Source organism: Microbulbifer sp. GL-2, assembly GCF_007183175.1.
GTDB lineage: Bacteria > Pseudomonadota > Gammaproteobacteria > Pseudomonadales > Cellvibrionaceae > Microbulbifer.
On sequence record NZ_AP019807.1, the window covers coordinates 3,990,145 to 4,013,410 of the forward strand.

The 23,266-nt window shown below is 48.5% G+C and carries 20 protein-coding genes; 9 read left to right on the plus strand and 11 right to left on the minus strand.

Going from position 1 to position 23,266, the window contains the following annotated elements; all coding sequences use genetic code 11:
• Window positions 1-30: 30 nt before the first annotated feature.
• Complete coding sequence (locus GL2_RS17310; RefSeq protein ID WP_370452071.1) at window positions 31-627, minus strand: FMN-dependent NADH-azoreductase; 597 nt, start codon at window positions 625-627, stop codon at window positions 31-33.
• Between the two features lie 121 nt (window positions 628-748).
• Here GL2_RS17310 and GL2_RS17315 point away from each other — a divergent pair, with 121 nt between their 5' ends.
• Window positions 749-1,657 (plus strand): LysR family transcriptional regulator, encoded by a 909-nt coding sequence (locus GL2_RS17315; RefSeq protein WP_232053666.1) that lies wholly within the window; start codon window positions 749-751, stop codon window positions 1,655-1,657.
• A 137-nt stretch (window positions 1,658-1,794) separates the two neighbouring features.
• On the opposite strand, the gene GL2_RS17320 is transcribed toward GL2_RS17315, so the two are convergent.
• Complete coding sequence (locus GL2_RS17320) at window positions 1,795-2,523, minus strand: SDR family oxidoreductase (protein ID WP_232053667.1); 729 nt, start codon at window positions 2,521-2,523, stop codon at window positions 1,795-1,797.
• Between the two features lie 143 nt (window positions 2,524-2,666).
• Between GL2_RS17320 and GL2_RS17325 the strand changes: the two genes are divergently transcribed.
• Complete coding sequence (locus GL2_RS17325) at window positions 2,667-3,554, plus strand: LysR family transcriptional regulator (RefSeq protein ID WP_143731854.1); 888 nt, start codon at window positions 2,667-2,669, stop codon at window positions 3,552-3,554.
• Window positions 3,555-3,613: 59 nt separating this feature from the next.
• On the opposite strand, the gene GL2_RS17330 is transcribed toward GL2_RS17325, so the two are convergent.
• The 5 genes from GL2_RS17330 to GL2_RS17350 all read right to left on the minus strand — a co-directional run bounded on the left by GL2_RS17330 (window position 3,614) and on the right by GL2_RS17350 (window position 8,567).
• Window positions 3,614-4,459 (minus strand): mechanosensitive ion channel family protein, encoded by an 846-nt coding sequence (locus GL2_RS17330; protein ID WP_143731856.1) that lies wholly within the window; start codon window positions 4,457-4,459, stop codon window positions 3,614-3,616.
• 216 nt (window positions 4,460-4,675) lie between these two features.
• Window positions 4,676-5,422 (minus strand): flavodoxin family protein, encoded by a 747-nt coding sequence (locus GL2_RS17335; RefSeq protein WP_143731858.1) that lies wholly within the window; start codon window positions 5,420-5,422, stop codon window positions 4,676-4,678.
• 65 nt (window positions 5,423-5,487) lie between these two features.
• Window positions 5,488-6,186 (minus strand): SDR family NAD(P)-dependent oxidoreductase, encoded by a 699-nt coding sequence (locus GL2_RS17340; protein ID WP_143731859.1) that lies wholly within the window; start codon window positions 6,184-6,186, stop codon window positions 5,488-5,490.
• 194 nt (window positions 6,187-6,380) lie between these two features.
• Entirely contained in the window at window positions 6,381-7,190 is an 810-nt protein-coding gene (locus GL2_RS17345; protein ID WP_197736470.1) for an AraC family transcriptional regulator, read from the minus strand.
• Between the two features lie 549 nt (window positions 7,191-7,739).
• Window positions 7,740-8,567, minus strand: a complete 828-nt coding sequence (locus GL2_RS17350) for an AraC family transcriptional regulator (RefSeq protein WP_143731863.1) — start codon at window positions 8,565-8,567, stop codon at window positions 7,740-7,742.
• Between the two features lie 119 nt (window positions 8,568-8,686).
• On the opposite strand from GL2_RS17350, the gene GL2_RS17355 reads away from it, so the two are divergent.
• The 4 genes from GL2_RS17355 (at window position 8,687) to GL2_RS17370 (ending at window position 12,422) form a co-directional block, all read left to right on the plus strand.
• On the plus strand, window positions 8,687-9,115 hold the full coding sequence (locus GL2_RS17355; RefSeq protein WP_143731865.1) for an organic hydroperoxide resistance protein: 429 nt from the start codon (window positions 8,687-8,689) through the stop codon (window positions 9,113-9,115).
• Between the two features lie 53 nt (window positions 9,116-9,168).
• Window positions 9,169-10,131, plus strand: coding sequence for an alpha/beta fold hydrolase (locus tag GL2_RS17360; protein ID WP_143731867.1), 963 nt, complete (start codon window positions 9,169-9,171; stop codon window positions 10,129-10,131).
• A 240-nt stretch (window positions 10,132-10,371) separates the two neighbouring features.
• Window positions 10,372-11,805 carry a catalase gene (locus GL2_RS17365; RefSeq protein WP_143731869.1) on the plus strand — a complete coding sequence of 478 codons (1,434 nt, stop codon included), beginning with the start codon at window positions 10,372-10,374 and terminating at the stop codon, window positions 11,803-11,805.
• A gap of 167 nt (window positions 11,806-11,972) precedes the next feature.
• Complete coding sequence (locus GL2_RS17370; RefSeq protein ID WP_197736471.1) at window positions 11,973-12,422, plus strand: alpha/beta fold hydrolase; 450 nt, start codon at window positions 11,973-11,975, stop codon at window positions 12,420-12,422.
• Between the two features lie 215 nt (window positions 12,423-12,637).
• Here GL2_RS17370 and GL2_RS17375 read toward each other — a convergent pair whose 3' ends face one another.
• Entirely contained in the window at window positions 12,638-13,645 is a 1,008-nt protein-coding gene (locus GL2_RS17375; RefSeq protein WP_143731871.1) for a site-specific integrase, read from the minus strand.
• Between the two features lie 195 nt (window positions 13,646-13,840).
• Here GL2_RS17375 and GL2_RS17380 point away from each other — a divergent pair, with 195 nt between their 5' ends.
• A complete protein-coding gene (locus GL2_RS17380; protein WP_143731872.1) occupies window positions 13,841-14,899 on the plus strand; it encodes a DNA-binding protein in 1,059 nt (352 codons plus the stop codon).
• 340 nt (window positions 14,900-15,239) lie between these two features.
• Entirely contained in the window at window positions 15,240-16,934 is a 1,695-nt protein-coding gene (locus GL2_RS17385) for a BCCT family transporter (protein WP_143731874.1), read from the plus strand.
• A gap of 89 nt (window positions 16,935-17,023) precedes the next feature.
• On the opposite strand, the gene GL2_RS17390 is transcribed toward GL2_RS17385, so the two are convergent.
• Both GL2_RS17390 and ectB read right to left on the minus strand, forming a co-directional pair.
• Window positions 17,024-19,000: a hypothetical protein gene (locus tag GL2_RS17390; protein ID WP_143731876.1), complete on the minus strand. Its 1,977-nt coding sequence runs from the start codon at window positions 18,998-19,000 to the stop codon at window positions 17,024-17,026.
• A 66-nt stretch (window positions 19,001-19,066) separates the two neighbouring features.
• Window positions 19,067-20,368, minus strand: coding sequence for a diaminobutyrate--2-oxoglutarate transaminase (ectB, locus tag GL2_RS17395; protein WP_143731878.1), 1,302 nt, complete (start codon window positions 20,366-20,368; stop codon window positions 19,067-19,069).
• 452 nt (window positions 20,369-20,820) lie between these two features.
• On the opposite strand from ectB, the gene GL2_RS17400 reads away from it, so the two are divergent.
• The gene (locus tag GL2_RS17400) at window positions 20,821-22,482 is read left to right on the plus strand and encodes a BCCT family transporter (RefSeq protein WP_232053668.1); all 1,662 of its coding nucleotides are present in this window, start codon (window positions 20,821-20,823) and stop codon (window positions 22,480-22,482) included.
• A 59-nt stretch (window positions 22,483-22,541) separates the two neighbouring features.
• Here the strand turns inward: GL2_RS17400 and GL2_RS17405 are convergent, their stop codons facing one another.
• Window positions 22,542-23,252, minus strand: coding sequence for a TorF family putative porin (locus GL2_RS17405; protein WP_143731882.1), 711 nt, complete (start codon window positions 23,250-23,252; stop codon window positions 22,542-22,544).
• Window positions 23,253-23,266: the final 14 nt, after the last annotated feature.

Here is a 23,266-nt window from a genome sequence, read left to right on the forward strand (position 1 = left end):
TTTTTAAATATTGCTGGGGCACTTGTAGGTTTAAGCAAGCTCAGTAATACGCTCATTCGCCGCTGCGACAGCTTTTGCCTTGGCCTCATCACCGGTCGCAAGCCCTTCCGTATAGACAAACTCCACATCGGTTATGCCTACAAAGCCGAGGAACTGACGTAGAAATGCACTCTGTGCATGATCATCGCCGTAATAGCCACCTCGAGTGACAAAGGCGATCGCTTTTTTATTTTTTAGTAACCCCTCTGGACCATTGGGGGTATAGCGGAAGGTAACTCCAGCTCGGGCGATATGATCAAAGTAGGTATGTAGGGTAGAGGGGATGGTGAAGTTGTACATAGGTACACCCAGTACCAGTACATCTGACGAAGAGATTTCCTCAATAAGTCTGTCTGAAAAATCGACAATAGCCTGTTGCTCAGGGGTGCGTTGTTCAGCGGTGGTGGTGAAGGCTTGAAACCGCTCCAACGTCAGGTGGGGGACAGGTTCTGCCAGTAAATCGCGATTGACCACTTCACCCGAAGGGTTCCTGGCTTTCCAGCTATCAACGTACTTGGCCGCCAGCTGGGAGGACAGACCTCCGGCCTGGAACAGGCTGGATTGGATATTCAGTAATTTGTTCATCATCGGCTCCATTGAGATTGAATTTGCTATGGAGCTATTGAAACATTGAACATTTAGATTAAAAATAACAAATATTTGCTCTAAAAGATCGAATTATTCGATATTAAGGCGGGAGGTAGGCTAAGTGCAAACTGTGATGCCAAGAATTACCCTGGAGCAGTGGCGCTGTTTAATCGCCGTTGTCGAGGCTGGCGGTTACTCTCAGGCCGCCGACCAGTTGCACAAGAGTCAGTCCTCGGTGAGCTACTCGGTGCAGAAAATGGAGTCTGTGCTTGAGGTGGATGTATTTACCATTAGTGGCCGTAAGGCAGTGCTGACCCCTGCCGGGGAGATGCTGTATCGACATGCCAAGCAGCTGGTTGAGGATGCGGCCGCTATTGAGCTGGCTGCGAGTAAGGCCTCCGCTGGCTGGGAGTCAGAAATCTCCATAGCAGTGGAAGTATTATTTCCTACCTGGTTATTACTTGAATGTCTGGATCAGTTTGGAAAAGAGAGCCCGCAAACCCGTATTGAAGTGTATGAGACAGTGATTGGAGAGGCTCCTGAAGCGTTACAACAGGGGCGTGTGGATTTTGCAATAAGTCCACATATCCCTAAGGGCTTTAACGGAGAGCTCTTACCAAACCCTGTACGAATCATACCGGTTGCACACCCAGAGCACCCCCTTCACAAACTTGGCCGTGAACTAACCCTGCGAGACTTACGCCAGCATCGCCATCTGGTGGTGCGTGACTCCGGCTCCCAACGCACTAGCCGTACAGTAACTGTTGAAGTGGCCCAGCGTTGGACTGTGAGTAATATGAGTACTTCTATTGGTGCAGCCTGTCGAGGTTACGGTTTTGCCTGGTTACCGGAAGAGAAAATCCGTTCAGAATTGGCGGAAGGGAGCCTCAAGTTATTACCACTGCGAGGAGGCAATAAAAGGGATGCTTCCATGTACTTAACTTTTGCCGATAGGGATATTTCTGGTCCCGGCACTCGGCGGCTGGCTGAGATTATCCGCCAGCGCCTGGATGATTTAGAAGTCGAGTAGTTGGCTTTCACTTTACTTTAGGCTTCGCATCTGGATTAGGTTAGGCATGGTAACTTCCCATGAAAAAATCTAATCAATATGAGCGTTAAATTTATTAGAAAGTCACAATGGATAGTGGGCCAAACTTGGCAAAGAGTTTAAATAATCCCACCATTGGCCCGTATCACCTGCCCATTGATCCAGGCCCCTTGCTCCCCGGCCAAAAAGGCAACCGTATTAGCTATATCTTCCGGGTTTCCCAGTCTTTCAAGTGGGGACAATTTGGCAAGGTTGCTCACCACCTCGTCAGATTTGCCATCGAGAAAAAGCTCGGTTGCTGTCGGCCCTGGGGCAACGGCATTGACGGTGATATTTCGCCCGCGCAATTCTTTGGACATTACCTGTGTCAAGGCCTCAACTGCGGCTTTGGTTGCGGCATAGATACCGTAGGTCGGCATGTTTAGGCCTACAACGCTTGAGGATAAATTGATAATTCGTCCATCTTGGCGAAGGTGTTTGCCTGCTTTCCGCATAATGTTGAATGTGCCCTTAAAGTTGACGGCAACCAGTTTGTCAAAGTCATCCTCCTTGCATTCAGCTAAGGTTGCTAACTTCATGATACCAGCGCTATTGATAACGGCATCAATACCACCAAAGGAGGCTTCGGTGGATTCAAATAGCCGTGAAACCGCTTTAATATCACTGACGTCTGCCTGAGCGCTGACGGCCTTACCTCCGGCATTTTCAATTTGATTCACCAGCCTTTCCGCGGCATTAGAATTACCGACATAGTTAACCAGTACGGTGAAATTGTCTTTTGCTAACCGGGTAGCAATGGCCGCGCCTATGCCTCTGGAAGCGCCGGTTACTAGTGCAACTTTTTCCACGATAATCTCCAAGCTTACGAATGAAGCCTTAGTTGAGACTCCATAATTGAGAGTGTTCTCGAAGATAATAATCTGGTCGCTTGAACAGATAATCCAGCTAAACTAGAACCCATTGTTCCATTTAGATAAACAATGAGGGCTGAATGGATAAACTGGATGCGATGCAACTTTATGTTCGCATTGTTGAGCGTGGCAGCTTTACTGCAGCTTCCAGCGACCTGTGCATTCCGCGATCAACATCAACCCAAGTCATCAACAGGCTCGAAAAGCAGCTTGGGGTGAGGCTGCTGCAAAGATCCACCCGCCGAGTAAAAGCAACACTGGATGGGGAGCTGTATTACCAGCGTTGCTTGTCGATACTTTCCGATGTGGAAGAGGCAGAAGGTGCCTTTAAGGGCTCAGTGCCGAAAGGGGAGGTTCGTGTCGATGTGCAGGGAACAATTGCACGTCACTTTGTTGTGCCCAGACTTCCCCAGTTCTTCGAGCGGTACCCTGAGATCACTTTAGTGATGAGCGAAGGTGACCGCTGGGTTGATCTGGTTCAGGAAGGGGTAGACTGTGCGATACGCTATGGCCATTTGGCCGATAGCGAGCTGATTGCAAGACGATTAACCATGCTGGAAAGATTAACTTGTGCATCTCCACAATATCTCGAACGCTATGGCACCCCTAAGTCTCTGACTGATTTGAGCAGTCACCGAGTAGTGGCCCTGCGTTCGATAACAACCGGGAATTCCACTCCGCTGTCTTTTTGTGTTGGGGATAGGGTTGAAACTCTGGAGGTTCCAGCTCCCATGACGGTTACTGGTACCGAGAGTTATCTGGATGGCGTCAGGCTAGGTATCGGTCTTGCCCAGTTTCCCTGGTTTCATGTCGAAAAGGACTTGGCTGCAGGTAGTTTGGTGGAAATACTATCTACTACTCGCCCTCCAAGTGAGCCAGTTTCTGTAGTTTTCACCCAGAATCGTTTCCTATCGCCCAGAGTCCGGGCTTTTATTGAGTGGCTGAGCGAAGTTTTTGCGGATCACTAAGGAGCTACCCCAAGCACTGGAGAAATTTATCCACCAGCGCCTGAGATTGGGTGCAGCTGTTAGTTTTCAGTTTTCAAAGCTTTAGTCTTCTCAAACCAGAAGTTATAAAAATCCTCAGTTACCAGCTGTTCGATATTTGTAGCCTCTTCACGCGGACAAAATATCGTAGCGGTGATGACATCATGACCCAGGTCATTTGTGCTGATACTCACCTTTGCATCCGGGCCCGATAGCTCCACGCCCATACGACTCTCAATTAGCTTACAGTAGCGCTCGGCTACATCAAGGAAGGAGTCGCAATGCTCTTTCAATCGCTCCGCCATGAATTTCTTGGCTTCAAAAGGGTTTACCCCGTTGCTTTCACGAGTAATCGAGAAGGTATGCTCGATATAGCGGCGCATAAAATTCAAGTTCTTCACAGGCTGGGTAAAGAAGGCATTGTTGGGTATATAAAGGGTGGTGCCAGTGTAACCGTTGCCGAGTCCGTGAGGGTCAATCTCCAGCAGAGTGGTACTCAACCAGTCACTGTCGGTTACTTCACCAAACTGATTGCCCACTTTGATCCAATCACCCACAGTAAAAGAGCGCATATTTGCTTGGTATAAGCCACCAACCAGGCACTGCACACCCTCACGCAGAGCCAACACAATCGCCACAGAGAAAGCGGCAATAGATAGGGCAAAATCCCGTAACTCAGTTACCCATACGGCAATAACACTGATAACCAGCAATAGGTTCCCAATATTGTGTACGGTATTTATACGGCGACGTTTGTCCGCTTTTGCCCAGCTGCTGCGGGCAATGGTAAGGGTCAGGAATCCGCGTAACAGAAGAATTACAGTGACTACGCAGAGAGTGATAAAGAGCTTGCTATGAAGAATCTGCTCCAGTAACTCGGGCTTCATTCGGGACAGTGGACCTCGTTGTTTTCTGTAGCCGCGACCTCAAAAGCCGGCACCTTACCTGATAAGGTAATTGGGGTGCAGGGCAATATTGAATGCTGCGGGAAGTGGAATCTAAAAGGAGACGCGCAATGTATCTCTAGGCGCCTCACTTTGTAAATGGGCTGGAGAGAATACAGACTTTTTTGGCTACTTTGCCATGCCAGTGCGGTTATAGTCTTAGCGGTAATCCGGGTTGGGAAAGTCTGGTTTGCAGCCCGCATCCCATCTGGAACGCTGGTTGCCATGGGCTGGTATTCCACCGGCACCCTTGATCATGCGAGCCATATGCATCAGATTCCAGGTCATAAAACTGGTATTGCGGTTGGTGAAGTCATTTTGTGGTCCGCCAGAACCAGGGTCCAGGTAAGAGGGCCCAGGTCCAGCTTCGCCTACCCAGGCGGCATCTGCCTGGGGTGGGATTACATAACCGAGATGTTGTAGAGAATAGAGAATGTTCATTGAGCAGTGCTTGGCCCCGTCCTCATTACCCGTAACCAGGCATCCACCAACACGACCGTAGTATGCATACTGTCCTTTATCATTCAGTTCTGATGAATTGGCATAGAGACGTTCTATGACCTGGGTGCAAATAGAGGATTTTTCACCGAGCCATACGGGTGTAGTTAAAATCAGGATATTGGCTTCTATAACCTGCTTAAATATCTGCGGCCAGTCATCACTTTCCCAGCCGTGTTCGGTCATGTCTGGATATACACCAAAGGCGATATCGTGATCAACAGGTCGCAGCACCTGCACAGATATTCCATTTCTCTGCATGATCTCCCGTGAGATGGCGACCAGGCCATCGGTGTGGGAGAGTTCCGGTGTGGGTTTTAGTGTGCAGTTAAGAAATACTGCTTTCAGATCGGAGAAGTCCCAATGGCTGGATTCACAGTCTTCTATCTGTTTTTTGTTCAAGGTCATTTTCGGCTTCCTTGCTGATATTTCTTTTAAATAAAGGTATCAAATACGGGGTAAGATGATCTTTGTTACCACTTCTCCACATGTGGCCTGAGGTCCAGTTCAAAAGTCCAGGCTGATTTGGCTTGAGTGGTCAGAAAGAAGGCGCTATCGGCGATGTCCGATGGCTTCAAGAATGCTTGGTCGTCTCTTGCTCTTCCGTCTAAGCCATGATTTTTCCCGACCGGTCCATCAATGATGAGGTATGCCACATGTATCCCTTTGGGCCATAAGTACCGGGCCATGGATTGAGCCAAGCTGCGTTGAGCGGCCTTGGCCGATGCAAACGATGTGAAGTTTGCCCCGCCTCGCAGGGAGGCGGTCGCCCCCACAATAATGATATTTCCCTTACTGCGTTTGATCATCTCTGTAGCTACCAGCTGACTTGAGAATGCGCAGCCAAGACTGTTGATCCTCCAGTCAGATTCAAATTCATAGATATCCAGGTTCTCGATAGTGCAGGAATGGCCAGAGCCAGCATTGTAGATAAGGGTATCGATGGGGCCCATTTCACCTTGAATGCGGCTAAATACATCGCTAATTTGATCTGGTTTGGTAACGTCACAGATGTAGCTTTGTGCATCATCCAGCTCTGTTTGTAACTTATCCAGGAAACTTTGGCTTCGGGCGAGTAGAGCGACTTGATAGCCTTCACAATTAAATTTCCTGGCAAATGCCGCGCCATTTCCAGGGCCAACGCCTATCACGACACAAGTGGGTTTAGCCATAGGTAGGGCCTCCAGGAAAATCTAAATAAGCCAAGAATAAAGGTGGAATAGAGGGGCTGGTAATGAAATTGCCTGTCTCCGCCAGGTGAGTTTAGTCGGGCTGAGGAATTTGCAAGGGAGGGAGCTGGGTTTAGCAACCCCCACAATTGGCATGGTTGACCTAAGAATTATTGAGGGGGCCTCGAGTACACTGTTTATGGCAATTGTTGCTTAAGCCATTGTCGAGGGGAGCATCCCACGCAGGCTTTAAAGGCGCGCGATAATGCGGCCTCGCTTCCATAGCCAACTTCTTCTACCACCAGTTTGAATGGCAGGCCTTGTTTCAAAGCGCGCTGCACTAACGATATCCGCCACCGCTGTAAGTATGCTGCTGGAGTTGTGCCGATTTGATCGCGAAATGATCTGGCAAATACACTGCGCGACATGCCAGCTTGATGAGCCAGCTCATCTAAGGACCAGTCAAGTGCGGGCTGTTCATGCATGGCAATCAGCGCTGAGCGCAAGCGAGGGTGTGCCATGCCAGCCAGCATGCCAACCTGTATCAGCCCCTCCTCCATCAAGTGCCGAAGTACCCGAATCACTATAACTTCGAATAGGCGATCCAGTACCGCCTGGCGACCACAGTTTTGGGCAAAAGCTTCTTCAAATATCAGCTCCAGTACACTTTTTGAGTCGGGTATAGCTGACAGCGGGAGACAGACAAAGTCGGGCAGGGCTGCCGCTATAGAATTGCCAGGGCCGCCATCGAAGCTAAGGTTGGCACAGGCAAAATCTGCCCCGCTCTCGGAGTCTGTAACAAACCGATGTGCCAACGGGCGCGGATAGAACAGCAGGCTGGGCTCTGTAATCTGCAATGTCGGACCACTGCTGTGGTTGACTTCGACAGTGCCCTGGCGAATCAAGTGAAGCTGCCCCAAGTCCCCTTCACCACTTAGCCTATTGATGCCGCATAAAGTGCCTGTGTGGAACACACGTGCTGTGTAGAGGACTTTTTCTAATTGCATGTAAATACACCTTGGTTTACAGAGAGGCAGGCTCATTTTCTGCCAAAGGGATTAAATTTACACTCAGAGCCGATACGATATGTAACAATAAGTCTTTATAAGTTAACCAGGAGTATCAAGATGGGGGCGGCAGGCAGCCATGCTGGATAAATTTTCAATCACAGCAAGCGTGTTCCTTTGCGGCATCAATAGGCTAAGTGGTGGACAGCCCCTTTTGATTCGCCAGGGCACTATCGAAGTGCGCTCCGACGCTGCAGATTACAGAGCCCAGCCTGCTGTTCTATCCGCGCCCGTTGGCACATCGGTTTGTTACAGACTCCGAGAGCGGGGCAGATTTTGCCTGTGCCAACCTTAGCTTCGATGGCGGCTCTGGCAATCGTATATTAGCCATAGGTGATGCCTCCAATAGTCTTAATAAGCCAAGAGTAATGGTGAAATAGAAAGGCAGGTGAGTTTAGTCGGAGAGAAGAAATTGCAAGGAAGCGTTGCCAAGTTTAGCAACTCCTTCATTCGGTATGGTCCACCTAAGAGTTATTGAGGATACCTCTTTTATGACAATTGTTGCTTAAGCCATTGTCGAGGGGAGCATCCCACGCAGGCTTTAAAGGCGCGCGATAATGCGGCCTCGCTTCCATAGCCAACTTCCTCTACCACCAGTTTAAATGGCAGGCCTTCTTTCAAAGCGCGCTGCACTAACGATATCCGCCACCGCTGTAAGTATGCTGCTGGAGTTGTGCCGATTTGATCGCGAAATGATCTGGCAAAGACACTGCGCGACATGCCAGCTTGATGGGCCAGCTCTTCTAAGGTCCATTCATGTGCGGGCTGTTCATGTATGGCAATCAAAGCTAAACGCAAGCGTGGGTGTGCCATGCCAGACAGCATACCAACCTGTGTCAGCCCCTCCTCCATCAAGTGACGAAGCACCCGAATTACTATAACTTCGAATAGGCGATCCAGTATCGCCTGGCGACCACAGTTTTGTGCAAAAGCTTCTTCAAAAATCAAATCCAGCACATTTTTTGAATCCGATATAGCTGACAACGGAAGGCAGACAAAGTCGGGCAGGGCTGCTGCTATAGGATTGCCAGAGCCGCCATCAAAACTAAGGTTGGCACAGGCAAAATCTGCTCCGCTCTCAGAGTCTGTAACAAACCGATGTGCCAACGGGCGCGGATAGAATAGCAGGCTGGGCTCGGTGATCTTTAATGCCGGGCCACTATTGTGGTTGACCTCGACGGTACCCTGGCGAATCAAATGGAGCTGTCCCAAGTCCCCTTCACCACTTAGCCTATTGATGCCGCATAAAGTGCCTGTGTGGAACACGCGTGCTGTGATTGAAAATTTATCCAGCAAGGCTGCCAGCCGATCCCCCATTTTGACACTCCTAGTTAACTTATAAAGACTTATTGTTACATATCGTATCGGTTCTGGGTGTAAATTTAATCCCGTTGGCAGATATGAGTCTGCCTCTCTGTAAACCAAGGTGTATTTACATGCAATTAGAAAAAGTCCTCTATACGGCCGAAGCCACTGCTACAGGTGGCCGGGAAGGACGAGCGTTATCCACTGATAATGCCCTCGATGTCCAACTTTCAACGCCGCGAGAGCTTGGCGGTGCAGGTGGTAGCGGCACCAACCCAGAACAGCTATTTGCAGCAGGCTATTCCGCCTGTTTCCTGGGCGCATTGAAACATGTCGCAGCTCAGGAAAAAATCAAGCTCCCTGATAGTTCACAGATTACCAGTAAGGTTGGCATAGGTCCGGTTCCCACCGGTTTTGGCATCCAGGTGGCGTTGCGTATCACTCTGCCCGGACTGGCGGAGCCCGTGGCGCGGTTGCTGATCGACAAGGCTCATATTGTTTGTCCCTATTCAAATGCGACCCGCGGAAACATTGATGTAAACCTTGTGCTCGGCAACTGAGCGCTCGGACTTCAATAAAAACTTGATCTACAGATTTTAAAGGAAAAACGAGTATGAACCCCTTAGTTCGCAATATCGGTGCCCTCGGTGTAGCTTTCCTTACTACCTTCGGCGCAACACAATCTTTAGCTGACTCAAAATCTAGTCAAGCTATCGAACCCGCTATTAGCTATTCCAAAACCGCCAGCACCATCACCACCCGTGATGGAGTACAGCTTTATTACAAGGATTGGGGGCCAAAAGACGGGCCGGTTGTTACCTTCAGTCATGGTTGGCCTCTAAGCTCGGATAGCTGGGAATCCCAGATGATATTCCTGGCATCTAAAGGCTATCGCGTCGTGGCGCACGATAGGCGAGGGCACGGCCGCTCCAGCCAGCCCTGGGATGGTAATGATATGGATCATTACGCAGATGATCTGGCAGCCGTCATCAAAGCGCTGGACCTGAAAGATGTGACCTTGGTAGGTTTTTCCACCGGTGGCGGTGAGGTCGCGCGCTATATCGGCCGGCATGGTACGGATCGCGTCAAGAAAGCCGCACTGATCTCAGCAGTGACACCGCTTATGCTCAAGACCAGAACCAATCCGGGTGGTTTGCCGCTGGAAGTGTTTGATGGTATCCGTAATGGGTCCCTGGAAAACCGCTCTCAACTTTACCTCGATATCGCATCTGGACCATTCTTCGGATTTAATCGTCCGGATGCAGAGCCCTCGCAAGGTTTGATACAGTCATTCTGGGCGCAGGGAATGCAAGGTGGACATAAGAATACCTACGATTCTATCGCTGCCTTTTCGGCTACAGATTTTCGTGGGGACCTGAAGAAGTTTGATGTGCCCACGCTGATAGTTCATGGGGATGACGACCAGATTGTACCCATCGACAATTCAGCCCGTGCCGCAGCTAAAATTGTCCGCAATGCCAAGTTGGTTGTTTATCCCGGCGCGCCGCATGGCCTTGCCGACACTCACAAAGACCGACTCAATCAAGACCTACTGAAGTTTTTACAGGATAGATGAGTCACACCACGAGTGCCCTGCGAAAGCAGGGCACCTTCCAAGAATATTATTCTAAGATTTGACATTAGCAATCTTACCTCGCAGTACCTCCATAGGTAAAAAAGGGTGGAAAGAATTCGAAATATAACAATTGTAGGTGGTGGCCAGCCGGGATTGTATCTGCCCAATGCATGTTTAGCAGCTCGCCTGACATCCAGAACAACTGACATTTCCTGACATTCTAAAAAGAGAAAACTTATCATGGTAGAAAAAAACAAACTTACTACCGATGCTGGCGCACCCGTACCGGATAACCAGAATAGCCTCAGTGCGGGTCCACGCGGGCCCCTGTTATTACAGGACTACCAATTACTTGAAAAGCTGGCGCACCAAAATCGCGAACGTATACCTGAGCGTACAGTGCATGCCAAGGGTTGGGGCGCATTCGGCACCCTACGAATCACTGGAGATATAAGCAAATATACCTGTGCCAAGGTCATGCAGCCGGGCACTGAAACACCGGTGTTAGCACGATTCTCAACGGTTGCCGGTGAATTGGGGGCGGCCGATGCTGAGCGTGATGTGCGCGGTTTTGCCCTGAAGTTTTACACTGAGGAAGGCAACTGGGATCTGGTTGGCAACAATACACCGGTGTTTTTTGTACGTGACCCCTACAAATTCCCTGACTTTATTCACACCCAGAAGCGCCACCCTCGTACTCACTTACGCTCACCAACGGCGATGTGGGATTTTTGGTCGCTGTCACCGGAGAGTTTACATCAGGTCACCATACTTTTTTCTGACCGCGGCCTACCCATAACACCAATGCATATGAATGGTTATGGTTCGCACACTTTTTCACTATGGAATCAAAACGGCGAGCGCTATTGGGTAAAATTCCACTTTAAAACCCAGCAAGGCCACAAACATTACACCAACACCGAAGCTGAGGAAGTGATTGGGCGCAGTCGCGAGAGCTATCAAGAAGAGATGTTCGGCGCTATCGAAAAAGGGGATTATCCAAAGTGGACTTTGCAGGTGCAATTAATGCCTGAAGCAGATGCGGCCAAAACCTCCTACGACCCTTTTGACCTGACCAAAGTCTGGCCCCACAAGGATTACCCCCCTATCGATGTGGGTGTAATGGAGCTGAATCGCAATCCCGATGACTATTTTGCGGAGTTGGAGCAAGCCGCATTCTCGCCTTCCAATATTGTTCCAGGCATAGGTTTCTCCCCAGACAAGATGTTGCAGGCTCGAATTTTCTCCTATGCCGATGCCCACCGCCATCGCTTGGGTACTCACTATGAAAACTTGCCAGTTAATATACCGCGATGCCCTGTGCGCAACTATTACCGCGATGGCGAGATGAATTATACAGGCCTTCGCACCGGTAATCCGGATGCCTATTACGAACCCAACAGTTTTGATGGTCCGGTACAGGACTCGAATGTAAAAGAGCCGCCATTGGTACTTTCAGGCGCAATGGATCGCTACGATCATCATCAAGGTAACGATGACTATGGCCAAGTACGCGTATTGTATGACCTGTTTGATGATGAACAAAAGCAGCGCCTTTATACAAATATCGCCGAAGCTATGGCGGGAGTCCCTGACGATATAGTACGGCGTCAGTTGGCGCTATTTGCCAAGGTACATCCAGATTATGCGGCTGGTGTGAAGGCGGCGCTTTGAATGCTGCCGTGAACCATTTTCACCACCTAGGTCATTGGTGCCACATAGAGCCTCTGCTGTGACTCTGTTGGGCTTTCTACCGGTGGCGGTGAGGTCGCGCGCTGTACCGGCCGTCATGGTACTGATCGTGTCAAGAAAGCCGCACTGATCTCAGCGTTACACCGCGTATGCTCAAGACCAGGACCAACCCGGCTGGTTTGTCGTTGGAAGTGTTTGACGGCATACGCAAAGGGTCCCTGGAAAACCGGTCTCAACTCTACCTCGATATCGCATCTGGACCATTCTTCGGATTTAATCGTCCGGATGCAGAGCCCTCGCAAGGTTTGATTCAGCCATTCTGGGCGCAGGGAATGCAAGGTGGACATAAGAATACCTACGATTCTATTGCTGCCTTTTCGGCAACAGATTTCCGTGGGGACCTAAAGAAATTTGATGTGCCCGCGCTGATAGTTCATGGTGATGATGACCAGATCGTACCCATCGACAATTCGGCTCGTGCCGCAGCAAAAATTGTCCGCAATGCCAGGTTGGTTGTTTATCCCGGTGAGCCGCATGGCCTTGTCGACACTCACAAGGAAAGACTCAATCGAGACCTGTTGAAATTTCTTCAAGACTAATTGCGTGTATTGTGGGTGTCTTGAGAGTTCAGGTTGCCATTCAGTATAGATTCGTGAATAAACAACCAGTTAACCAGCCTGCGGGCAATGCGGTACAAAGATGTACCGCCGTAGGCTATAGGCTGGCGCGAGTTCTAGAAATATGGGGCCGAGGAGGTATCGACTTTTGTGTCAGTTTGATAACCCCAAGATTATTTAGGAATACTTCATCACGGCTACAGTAACTCCGCCATCTTCTTCATTAGGATCGCGGAGGCATTCTCAGTAAATTGCTGCCCTTCCTCAATATACTCCCAAACCGTGGCATCACTTTTCCAGCCCCCTTGCTTTTTGATCAGCTCAAAGCCGACTTTCTCACGTGCAGCGGATGTGGAAAGGCCGCGGCGGAAGCTGTGGCTGCTGAGCTCATCGACAAACTCAAAGCCACAAGCGGTGCCCAGTCTTTTAAGCAGGCCATTGATCGCGGTGGGGTTTAACTGTCTAGTTTGAATGGTATCCCAGCGGTTTACTGCTCTGAACACAGGCCCCTCAGAAATGCCGCTAACCTCAAGCCAGGATCGAAGTGCGCGGGCAGGACATACTTCCTGACTGCCAAAGGGCAGGGCGCGCACTAAACCTTCGCCACTTTGATCAGTTTTCGATTTGGGGAGCCGCACAATCAGCCCTTCTTCTTCCCAGGTCAGATCCTTCACCTGGATAGCCACCAGCTCACTGCGTCGAAAAGCTCCAAAGAAGCCAACCAGAACCAGTGCGAGATCTCGTGCTTTCTTTTTGGATTCCGGTTGCGTGTGCAGATAGCGAGCAAGGGTGGCTATGTGTTGAAGGCTGAGAGCTTTCGCTTTCTGCTTGGGTTTGCCATGAGTGCGACGGATGCCTCGCATAGTCTTTTGTACCAGCGGATCACTGACTGGATTTGAAACCCCCTGATACAGATGCCACTGACCAATGGCAGTGAGGTGCAGATCCAGTGTGCGGGGATTCAACGTGTCTGCTCGACTAAGAAGGTAACTCACAAGTGAGTGACTATCAGTCGGCAACCTTCCACCCCATTTCTCGAATTGGCGAATGGCTGAACGGTAGGCCTTACGGGTGCTATCTGAAGTGGCTGCGCGTAAATATTTCTGGATGTTTTCTTCCGATAGCAGCGTACCAGCCCGTGCAGCTGTACTGGGAGAGCTGGGCTTTGCCTGGGTTTTTTCGGGGGAGAAGGGGGGCTTTCCCATATATTTAAGATCACCTTAACAACCCTAATTTGTACCGCAGGTACAGTAAATAAGGGTTTCCATGTATTTATAGCCTTCGATAAGAATCATTATCGAAGGTTAGCTTGCATAGTTCAAGAATTGATTAATTTTTGAATTATATGTAATATTACGTATTACGTAATTTATAACGAAATAATCTGAGAGGGATGGCTGATGGCGCGCACAGGGGTTACATATTTCGATATTGTTGAAGCCGCCAAGGCAATAAAGGCCCGCGGGGATGAGCCCACGGTAGATCGAGTGCGAGCCCAATTGGGTACTGGTAGTAAAAGCACCATCGCTCCCTTGTTGAAGCGTTGGCGTAGTGAGATGGAAAGTGACACGGATATTAGTGGCTTACCTAAGGATTTAGTGGAGGCGCTGAAAGGGCTGCACCAGCGCATCCAGGGACAGGCAGACCAGCGGGTTGAAGAGATGCAAGAGGAATTCAAAGCCCAGGAAGAATCAATTTCAGCTCAGCTTATCGAGGTCAAGGAAACTGCCTCAAAGCAGGTGGCCAGCATTCGTGAGCTGGAGAAAAAACTGGCCACTACAGAGATCGAAAAGCGTCGGTTCAAGCAGGCACTGGATGAGACCGGGGTGGCGCTGGAGAAGAGCGAGTATCAGCGGGAAGAGGCTGCAGCTCGTATCCGGGAGCAGAAAGAGGCTGTAGCGGAAATGAGGCATGAGAACCGTGATATCCGCGAGCATTTTGAACACTTCCAGCAGCGAACGGCCAGTGATCGCCAACAAGAGCGTGATCAATACCGCTCTGCCAGTGAGCAGCTTAAAAGTCAGATTGACACGCTCACAGAGCAATTGGCATTGGCCGAGCGTAAGTTGGGCGACCAGGACCTGCTGAATAAACAGGCCCAGGCGCTGGTGGTCGAAGCAAATCGTGACAAGCGGGACCTTCGAGAACAGATAGCGGTCGCTCAAGCGGAGATGGAGGCGCTCACACGGCAAGCTGAAGTGCAGAGCAAGCTGGAGAGTACCAGAGCTGTGGAGGTTTCCGGGCTGCAGCAGCAGGTCATCCGGCTGCAAAGTGACAACTCGGCCCTAAGTAAAGAAGCTCAGCTACAGCAGCAGTCGGTTGAGAAGTTGGAGCTGGAGTTGGCTTCAGCAAGAGATCGAACGCAACAATTGGAGGATGAGAATCGTATTGTTCTGCAGGAGAAGGCGATGATTCAGGGACAATTCACCCAGCTGGAGACTTCATTGAAGTCAGAGTAGTGAGCACCTAAATTAAACAGAATTGTCGGCTGTGATCCAATTGAAAGATGTTGCGCAAAATAGAATACTTGATGGCATCTGTCTCATAAGGTGAGGGCTGCTTCTCTTTTCTGCCTGCTTTCGGATCGGAGTTGTATGGATACAGCTGGAAGTCGCGTTGAATTACCTTGCGATACTGATAGAATTGACCTCTATAAAAGCAAAATCAAAAAGCAATTCATTCTGACTCCCTTTCCTGTATAAGTTCGAATTAATAGCACCATCTTATTTTTAGTTCTTTATATAAAGTCACACTTGCTTTTATTTTGCCGTGGTTTTCAAGGCAAATTGGAGGCAAGCTTTGTCCAATAACTTTAAAGAAATTATCGACAAGCCCACATTCTTTGGGGCGCTCACACTGTTGCTAGCGGTAACTGTGCCACTGGTACTCTATCCTGAGGTGGGCGCAGCCTGGGTTCTGGTGGCCAAGAACTTTGTCACTGACAAGCTAGGTGTCTTCTACCTGCTGCTTGGGGTTGGGGCGATTCTTTTTATGGTCTATATCGTATTTAGTGATATAGGCCAAATCAAATTGGGTAGTCCTGAAGAGAATCCAGAATTTTCTACGCTCTCCTGGGCTTCCATGCTTTTCTGTGCCGGAATTGGGGCCTCGATTCTCTATTGGTCCATGGTTGAATGGATCTACTATTACCAGTCCCCGCCTTTCCAGGTGGAGGGGGGCACTCCAGAGGCTGCTCGTTGGGCGGTCGCCTATGGCATATTTCACTGGGGGCCATTGGCATGGTCAATTTACCTGATACCGGCGCTACCCATTGCCTACTTCTACTATGTTCGTAATCACAGCGTACTGAAGATTAGTGAAGCGCTGATGCCAGTTTTAGGTGAACAGCGGGCACAAGGGGGTATCGGTAAATTGATCGACGTGCTGTTTGTATTTGGCATGCTTGGTGGTGGCGCCACTACCCTAGGGATTGCTGCACCACTGATCACCCAGGGCGCCCATGAGCTATTTGGCGTACCTACAGGGCTGGGAACGCAAGTTACTGTGCTGATGATATGCACATTGATATTCGGCTATAGCGCTTTTGTTGGTTTGAAAAAGGGTATTCGGGCGCTTTCCAATGTAAATATGTGGCTTTCAATCGCCTTACTGGTATTTGTCTTTCTTGTTGGGCCGACCTTGTTTATGCTGAATATTGGCTTGGATGCTCTGGGGCGGGTGCTGGACAATATCTTCCACATGGCATCCTGGACTGAGCCCTTTGCTGACTTTGAACGATTTCCAGACACGCACTTCCCGCAAGACTGGACCATCTTTTACTGGGCCTGGTGGTTAGTATTCGCACCAAGTGTCGGCCTGTTTATAGCGCGCATATCCAGGGGCAGGACTATCAAGACCATGGTAGTTGGCTCCATCTTTTTTGGCACGCTTGGCTGCTTCCTGTTCTTTATGGTGTTGGGTAACTATGGAGTGTACCTGCAGTTCTCCGGAGAGCTGGATGTGGTGCAGGTATTGAATGAGCAGGGGCCTACGGCTGCAATATTTGCCACACTAAAAACACTCCCCGGCAGTAAGCTGGTAATCCTGGCTTACACTGTGCTTGCATTGATATTTACCGCAACCACCTTTGACTCAATTTCCTATATCCTCGCAGCCGTGGTACAGAAGGAGGTGGATGAGGAGCCCGCGCGTTGGAACCGCTTGTTCTGGGCATTTGCCTTATCTGTGATGCCAGTGACCCTTATGTTCCTTGGTGGGCTCGACACCCTGCAAACTGCCAGTGTCATTGGCGGTGTCCCACTGCTTGTAGTGGCGCTTATGCTGTGCATGTCGATTGTTAAAGCCGCCAACTATGACTTACGCTACCAGCCGGATTACGAGGAAAAGGAAATCTACATCGAGGACTTCCCGAAAGAGGACCCCTGGAGTAAAGAGGGGGATTGGGAGGTACCTATACATGGCTCCCACGGGGTGTCACATGATGACAAGCCTCATATTGAAGGAGATCCAGGAAGCCATCCATCCAGGCTTTAGCGAAATAGGGTAACTCCGGCTGGATTCCAGAAGGCACCGATATCTGGGTGGTGCCTTCCAAGTTGCTCCCTTTGTATAAAGAATATCTCTCAGGTGATCACCAAAAAGCTTGCGTGTGCCATTTTATTGTGTTCTACAATCCGGATTATGTCTCCAAAGTCTGCTCCAATCAGCTCCTGGCAAGTTATAAGAAATTCATTCAGTGCGCTTGGTGTACCCTCAAGAAACATTTCAAGGTGGTCATTATTAGTATGTCTTGCCCACCCTGAGATGCCAAATTTTGCTGCACTTTTCTGGACTCTATCGGTAATATCTGAGGATATTGTGTCATCATCTAATTTAACTTGGATAGATTTTTGAATGGTATTAGGCTTATCCAGATCTTTAAATATAGAATCCAGTAAAGCGCCAGCCACATCCCGTCCAATGCCAATATTCGGATAATGGTGCCATGCCAGAAATGGCTTGTATGTGACATCACTTATCGCCCATTTTTGCTCGTCAGGAGATATTGAGATATCTTCTGCAATAAGGGTTACCCCTGCAAGATATGGGTTAAATAGCTCTGAGATGACCTTTCCAGCGATTTCACAAAACTTATGATGTGTATCTTTGGTGGACTCCCGCCACTTATGATTAACGCCAAACTCGGTGCTTAACTTATAGTCTTCGTGAATGCTTTGAAGTACAGATACCACCTCATTGTCAATTAATGCCAGCCTGTAGATCTTAGTGTTTTCATCGATCTCAGTATTTTTAGAGTAGGGGATGTTTTTATATTTCAGGAAACTTGAAAGAAAACTCTTATCATTACAAATTATGCGTGACACCAATGATGTACTCTCTGGCATACATCCCAGAAACAGATGTGACTGCTGATTGGATTTGGCAACAAATACATTCTCATCAACATCCTCAATTTCAATCCCTTTTCTCAAGGCGGCTTGCTTGATAAATTTAATTGAATTTCCGAGTCCTCTCAGTGATTTATGATCATTAATAGTATATGAATAAGAAGGGGCTGGGTTGTAACTGCTCTTTTTTGTCTTGGAGGTCGCGGATGGATGCTTCAAAACATATTCGAGTAATGCTTTAGGGGTGTTGATTTGGGCACCATACCCTGGGAATGTTGGAGAAGATATGTCCGGATTGGAGTTAACTTCGAGGACAACAGGTCCACCACCATCCTTTTCTCCACTAACAATTAAATCAACACCCGCCTGTACTATCCCTGGGAATGTGGCGGCAGCCCTTTCAGCTACCTGAAGAGCTGCGTTGTCCACATGCTCAATAAAATTGACTATCTCCCCCCCAACCGTTGCAACGCTTGCCAGCCAGACTCTCTCATTGCTGTCAGGAACATAGTCTAATGTTATTCCTTGTCGTTCAATCAAATCATATCGATTAATGGGGTCATGAACCAAATTTGGGTTAAGCTTTCTTCGTGCATTTTTCTTTTCAATCAATTGCCTGATATTATCGACCCCATCACCAACCACATTTGCAGGAATCCTGACAAATGCCGTGACGGCCTTGCCACCGATCACCCAAACCCTCAAGTCATAACCATCTATACTTCTCTCAACGATAACCTCTTTACTGTAAGATGCTGCAAATTCCCAGCCCTTAATGAACTCTTCTTTTGTGGATATACCGGTGGTGACCCCCCTGGCCATGGAGGCGTTATTTGGCTTGATGGCAACTTTACCCCCAAGATTCTTGAAGTAAGCTAGTGCTTTCTTCAAGTCTTTGAAAGCCTCCCCCTCGGGAACTGGCACATCATTTTCGATCAGCATCTTCTTTGCAATATTTTTGATTCTTGCGCAGTAGCTATGAACGCAAGAACTTGAAGGAGAATTACTAAGAAATGGGATTCGCTTATCCCCACTTATGATTTCATATATGGATTTTTTATGGGACTTGAAGGTGCATCCCAGCCTCTCGGCTTCTTTAGTGATAATCGGTAGGCTGAGATCTCTCCCTTTGATATCTAACAGGGGAGAATTTGAATAATCATTTTCCTTATTAAGAATGCCGCTTAAATCAAACTGATGCTCATTTAACATAACTTAATACATCCATGTATATTTAGTTTTTCGGAAGCTTAAAAAAATTTTTTATGTCTACCTATATTAGGTGCGACATGAATCGAGATGGCCTCCTATATCCATTGGGACCTTTTCGCCTGCAAGTGCATCGTTGAATGCTGATTCAATAATATCAAGACCCCGCTGAAGATTCTTCTCGCTAATGGTTAGCGGACATAGTAGCTTCAGAACCTGGCTGTCAGCGCCGCTGGTTTCAATAATCAATTCATGCTCAAATGCATACTTGGCGATTTTTTTAGCAAGGTTGCCTGTTACGCAGTCAATCCCTTGAAACATCGTGCGGCCTTTCCTGGTAAATATTCCATTGCCAACTTGACTGATAATATTTTCGAGGCGCATGGTAATGTAGTTACCTTTGTGCCTTATCTCTTTTGAAAATCTCGTATTTGACCAATAGTGATCGATTGCTGCTTGTGCGGTAATAAAAGCCAGGTTGTTACCGCGGAAGGTGCCATTGTGTTCGCCGGGTTTCCATTGGTCCAACCCAGGTTTCATCAATACCAACGCAATTGGTAACCCGTATCCACCTAGGGACTTTGACAGGGTGATAATATCTGGTTCAATTCCGGCCTCCTCAAAGCTGAAGAAATCACCTGTGCGGCCACAGCCAGCCTGGATGTCATCAACAATCAGCAATAACCCATGCTTTTTGCAAATGGCCTGGAGATTCCTTAACCATTGTGCGCTGGCTGTATTGATGCCGCCTTCGCCTTGAATTGTCTCAACAATAACAGCAGCCGGGGAATCGATACCGCTGCTCGAATCTGACAGCACCTTATCCAGGTACTCTGTAGTATCGATTTCTTCCCCCAGATAGCCATCGTAGGGCATACGGTGAGTACCACTCAGGCCGATTCCAGCTGCAAGCCTGTGATGCGAGTTACCTGTTGCAGCCAGTGAACCAAGGCTTACACCATGAAATCCGTTAGTAAATGTAATGATCGACTGTTGCCCAGTAACTTTTCGGGCAATTTTCATCGCGGCTTCTACTGCATTCGTACCTGTAGGTCCGGTGAATTGAATCACATATTCCATATTTCTGGGTTTAAGGATTCTTTCATTAAAGGCTTGAAGGAACTCACCTTTGGCTTTAGTGTGTAAATCCAGGCCATGAGTAATACCATCAGCCTGAATGTAATTCAGCAAAGCCTCTTTGAAAATGGTGTTGTTATGTCCATAGTTTAGAGCGCCAGCGCCGGACAGGAAATCCAAATACTGGTTGCCTGCCTGGTCCCAAATGAACTCACCTTTTGCGTGACAGAACACTCTAGGGAAGGATCGTGCATAGCTTTGCACTGCCGATTCAACCTCATCGAAAATCTTCATCCGTTACTCTTAATGAAGTCTGGCTATTTACATGAGTGTAGTGGTTACCTAAATGTGTATACCTATATAGGCTGTGAGATTGCCATCTTATACAACGCTGATTGACGCTTTAAATTTTTAACGTGCGTGATATTTTACTTTACAGTGCGGCGGTATCCGTGAGGCGGAACTCAATGTGGTTTGAATATATCCAAATGTGTTTTTTCTCTAATCTTTATCACATATACAATATAGTCGGGCTTGTTGAAAATATTTAAAATCAAGCTATAAGCACTGCACAAAAAAACATGCCGCACCTACCCAGTTATCAGATAAGGCTAGCCGTATTCTGGCGGATTTAATGTCTACCGGTAAAGCTACTTCGCTTATAAAATCTATTATCCTCAAAAAATCCTAAATATCGATCTCTTTCGTCCTTATCAAGTATGCCCGAAAGGGCGGAGATAGATTTATTGAATAGAATACCAAACGATCATATCGACAAACCTATCTTCTGGGGTTCACTTGTATTGTTGCTGGTGACAACAGTGCCTTTGCTTCTTTTTCCTGAAGCCGGCTCTGCTTGGTTGCTGGCAGTAAAAGACCTGGTAACAGAGAAGCTAGGTGTCTTTTATCTACTGCTGGGGCTTGGTGCGATGCTGTTTGTGCTTTATATCGCGTTTAGTGATATAGGGCGGATAAAACTAGGGAGCCGACATGAAAGGCCTGAATTTTCCACAGTATCCTGGGCGGCCATGTTGTTCTGCTCTGGTATTGGTGCATCCATACTCTATTGGTCAATGGTTGAATGGGTGTATTGTTACCAACAGCCGCCATTCCAAGTTGAGGCAAATACGCCAGAAGCCGCACGCTGGGCAGTCGCATACGGCATATTTCACTGGGGCCCGTTGGCTTGGTCTATCTACTTAATCCCCGCACTCCCCATCGCCTATTACTACTATGTGCGTAAGCGCAAAGTGCTGAAGTTCAGCCAGGCCCTTGTACCTGTATTGGGTGCAAGAAAGGCTAATGGCGTAGTTGGCAAGTTGGTGGATATCTCTTTGGTGTTTGGCATGTTGGGTGGCGCCGCCACCAGATTGGGAATTGCTGCACCACTAATCACCCAGGGTTTCCACGAAATCTTTGGACTGCCGACAGGACTGATGACCCAAGTAGCTGTGCTCACACTCTGTGCGCTGCTGTTTTGTTACAGTGCTATTGCCGGGTTGAGGCGCGGCATCAGCGCTTTATCCAATCTTACGATTGGGCTTGCACTGGCGATGTTGTTTTTTGTGTGTGTTGCTGGACCAACCCTGTTTATGATCAATAGTGGACTGGATGCTTTGGGCAGGGTCCTTCACAATTTCCTGCAAATGGCCACCTGGACTGAGTCTTTCTCTCACTTTCAGCAGTTCCCCGATACCCGTTTCCCCCAGGAGTGGACAATTTTCTATTGGGCCTGGTGGCTGGTATTTGCACCCAGTATAGGGCTTTTTATTGCGCGCATATCACGCGGCAGGACGATTAGGGCGATGATTGCCGGTGCAATATTCTACGGTTCTCTCGGATGTTTTTTATTTTTTATGATTCTCGGTAACTACGGTGTTTACCTACACTTCTCAGGTGAACTGGATCTGGTACAAACACTTAACCGGCAAGGTGCTAATGTTACGATTTTCGCTATATTGAACACTTTGCCGGCTAATAAACTGGTTATGCTGGTGTACACAGTAATTGCTTTGATCTTCACTGCCATTACCTTTGATTCAATTTCTCACATTCTGGCCGCAGTTGCACAAACAAAAGTGGATGGAGAACCTTTACGTTGGAATCGTATCTTTTGGGCATTTGCTCTGGCTGTAATGCCTGTCACCCTTATGTTTCTCGGTGGATTGGAGGCACTACAGGCAGCGAGCATTATTGCCGGTGTTCCTTTATTACTAATTGCCCCCTTACTATGTATCTCAATGGTTAAGGTTGCGCGACATGATCTGTGTTCTTATCCACTTCTGGTGGAGAAGGAAATAGTTCTGGAAGAAGTATCAGCCGAGGACCCTTGGAGTACAAGCAAGGCTGAGCCTGCGCTAGAAAAGGTAGAAGAGGTCGGCAGGGATAGGGGAAAGGAGACTTCTTAGCGGCAGGTTTGTAAGAATTCAGTACCGGAGCCCGTTGGGCCCCGGTACTCAACTTTGCCTTATAGGCTGAAGGTACGAGCAACGGAAAAGACAATACGCTCGTCTGCGGTATCCCAATCGAGGTTGGTGTTTTCCGCAGCGATATTGAAGTCAAAACCATTCCAGGAGGTCATGTATTCAACACGATAGTGATTGTAGGCGTCGTTATTGCCCCAAGCCCACTTGTCTTCATCGGTTGAAGTGGAGCGATCAACGCTCAGGCGCAGGTCGTGGCCTTCAGCCAGTTCAAAAGTATGGGCCAACATCATAATGTAGTGACCGCCACCCTGCCCAAAGTAATCCCAGCTATACCAACCGTTCGCTTCAGATGTACCCAGGGAAGAACTGTAGCCTAGTTTGGCGTAGGCCTCTGGATAGTTGTAGTCATTAGATACATCATCATCGCCGTGATAGGTGTAGTAAGCAGCGCCAAGGTCCAGACTCACTTTGTCGTTAAGCTGCAAGAACTTACCACCATAGAAGTCCAGCTCGAGATTGACGTCATCACCTGCAAAATCCACATTGGAAGCCCAGGTGCCGATGTACCATCCGTTATCGAAACCGTAATCCAGGCTGGCCTGCAATGCGGGATCATTTTGGGTCTGGCTGACACCGTTGAAGGTGTAGTCAGTGGTCAGGTTAACGGTGGAAGACAGTTCGGCCAGGGACTGCTGTGAAAGTACCAGCAAAGAGGCGCAAGTCAGGGCAGAGAGTTTCAAGTTCAGTTTCATTGTCATTATCCATT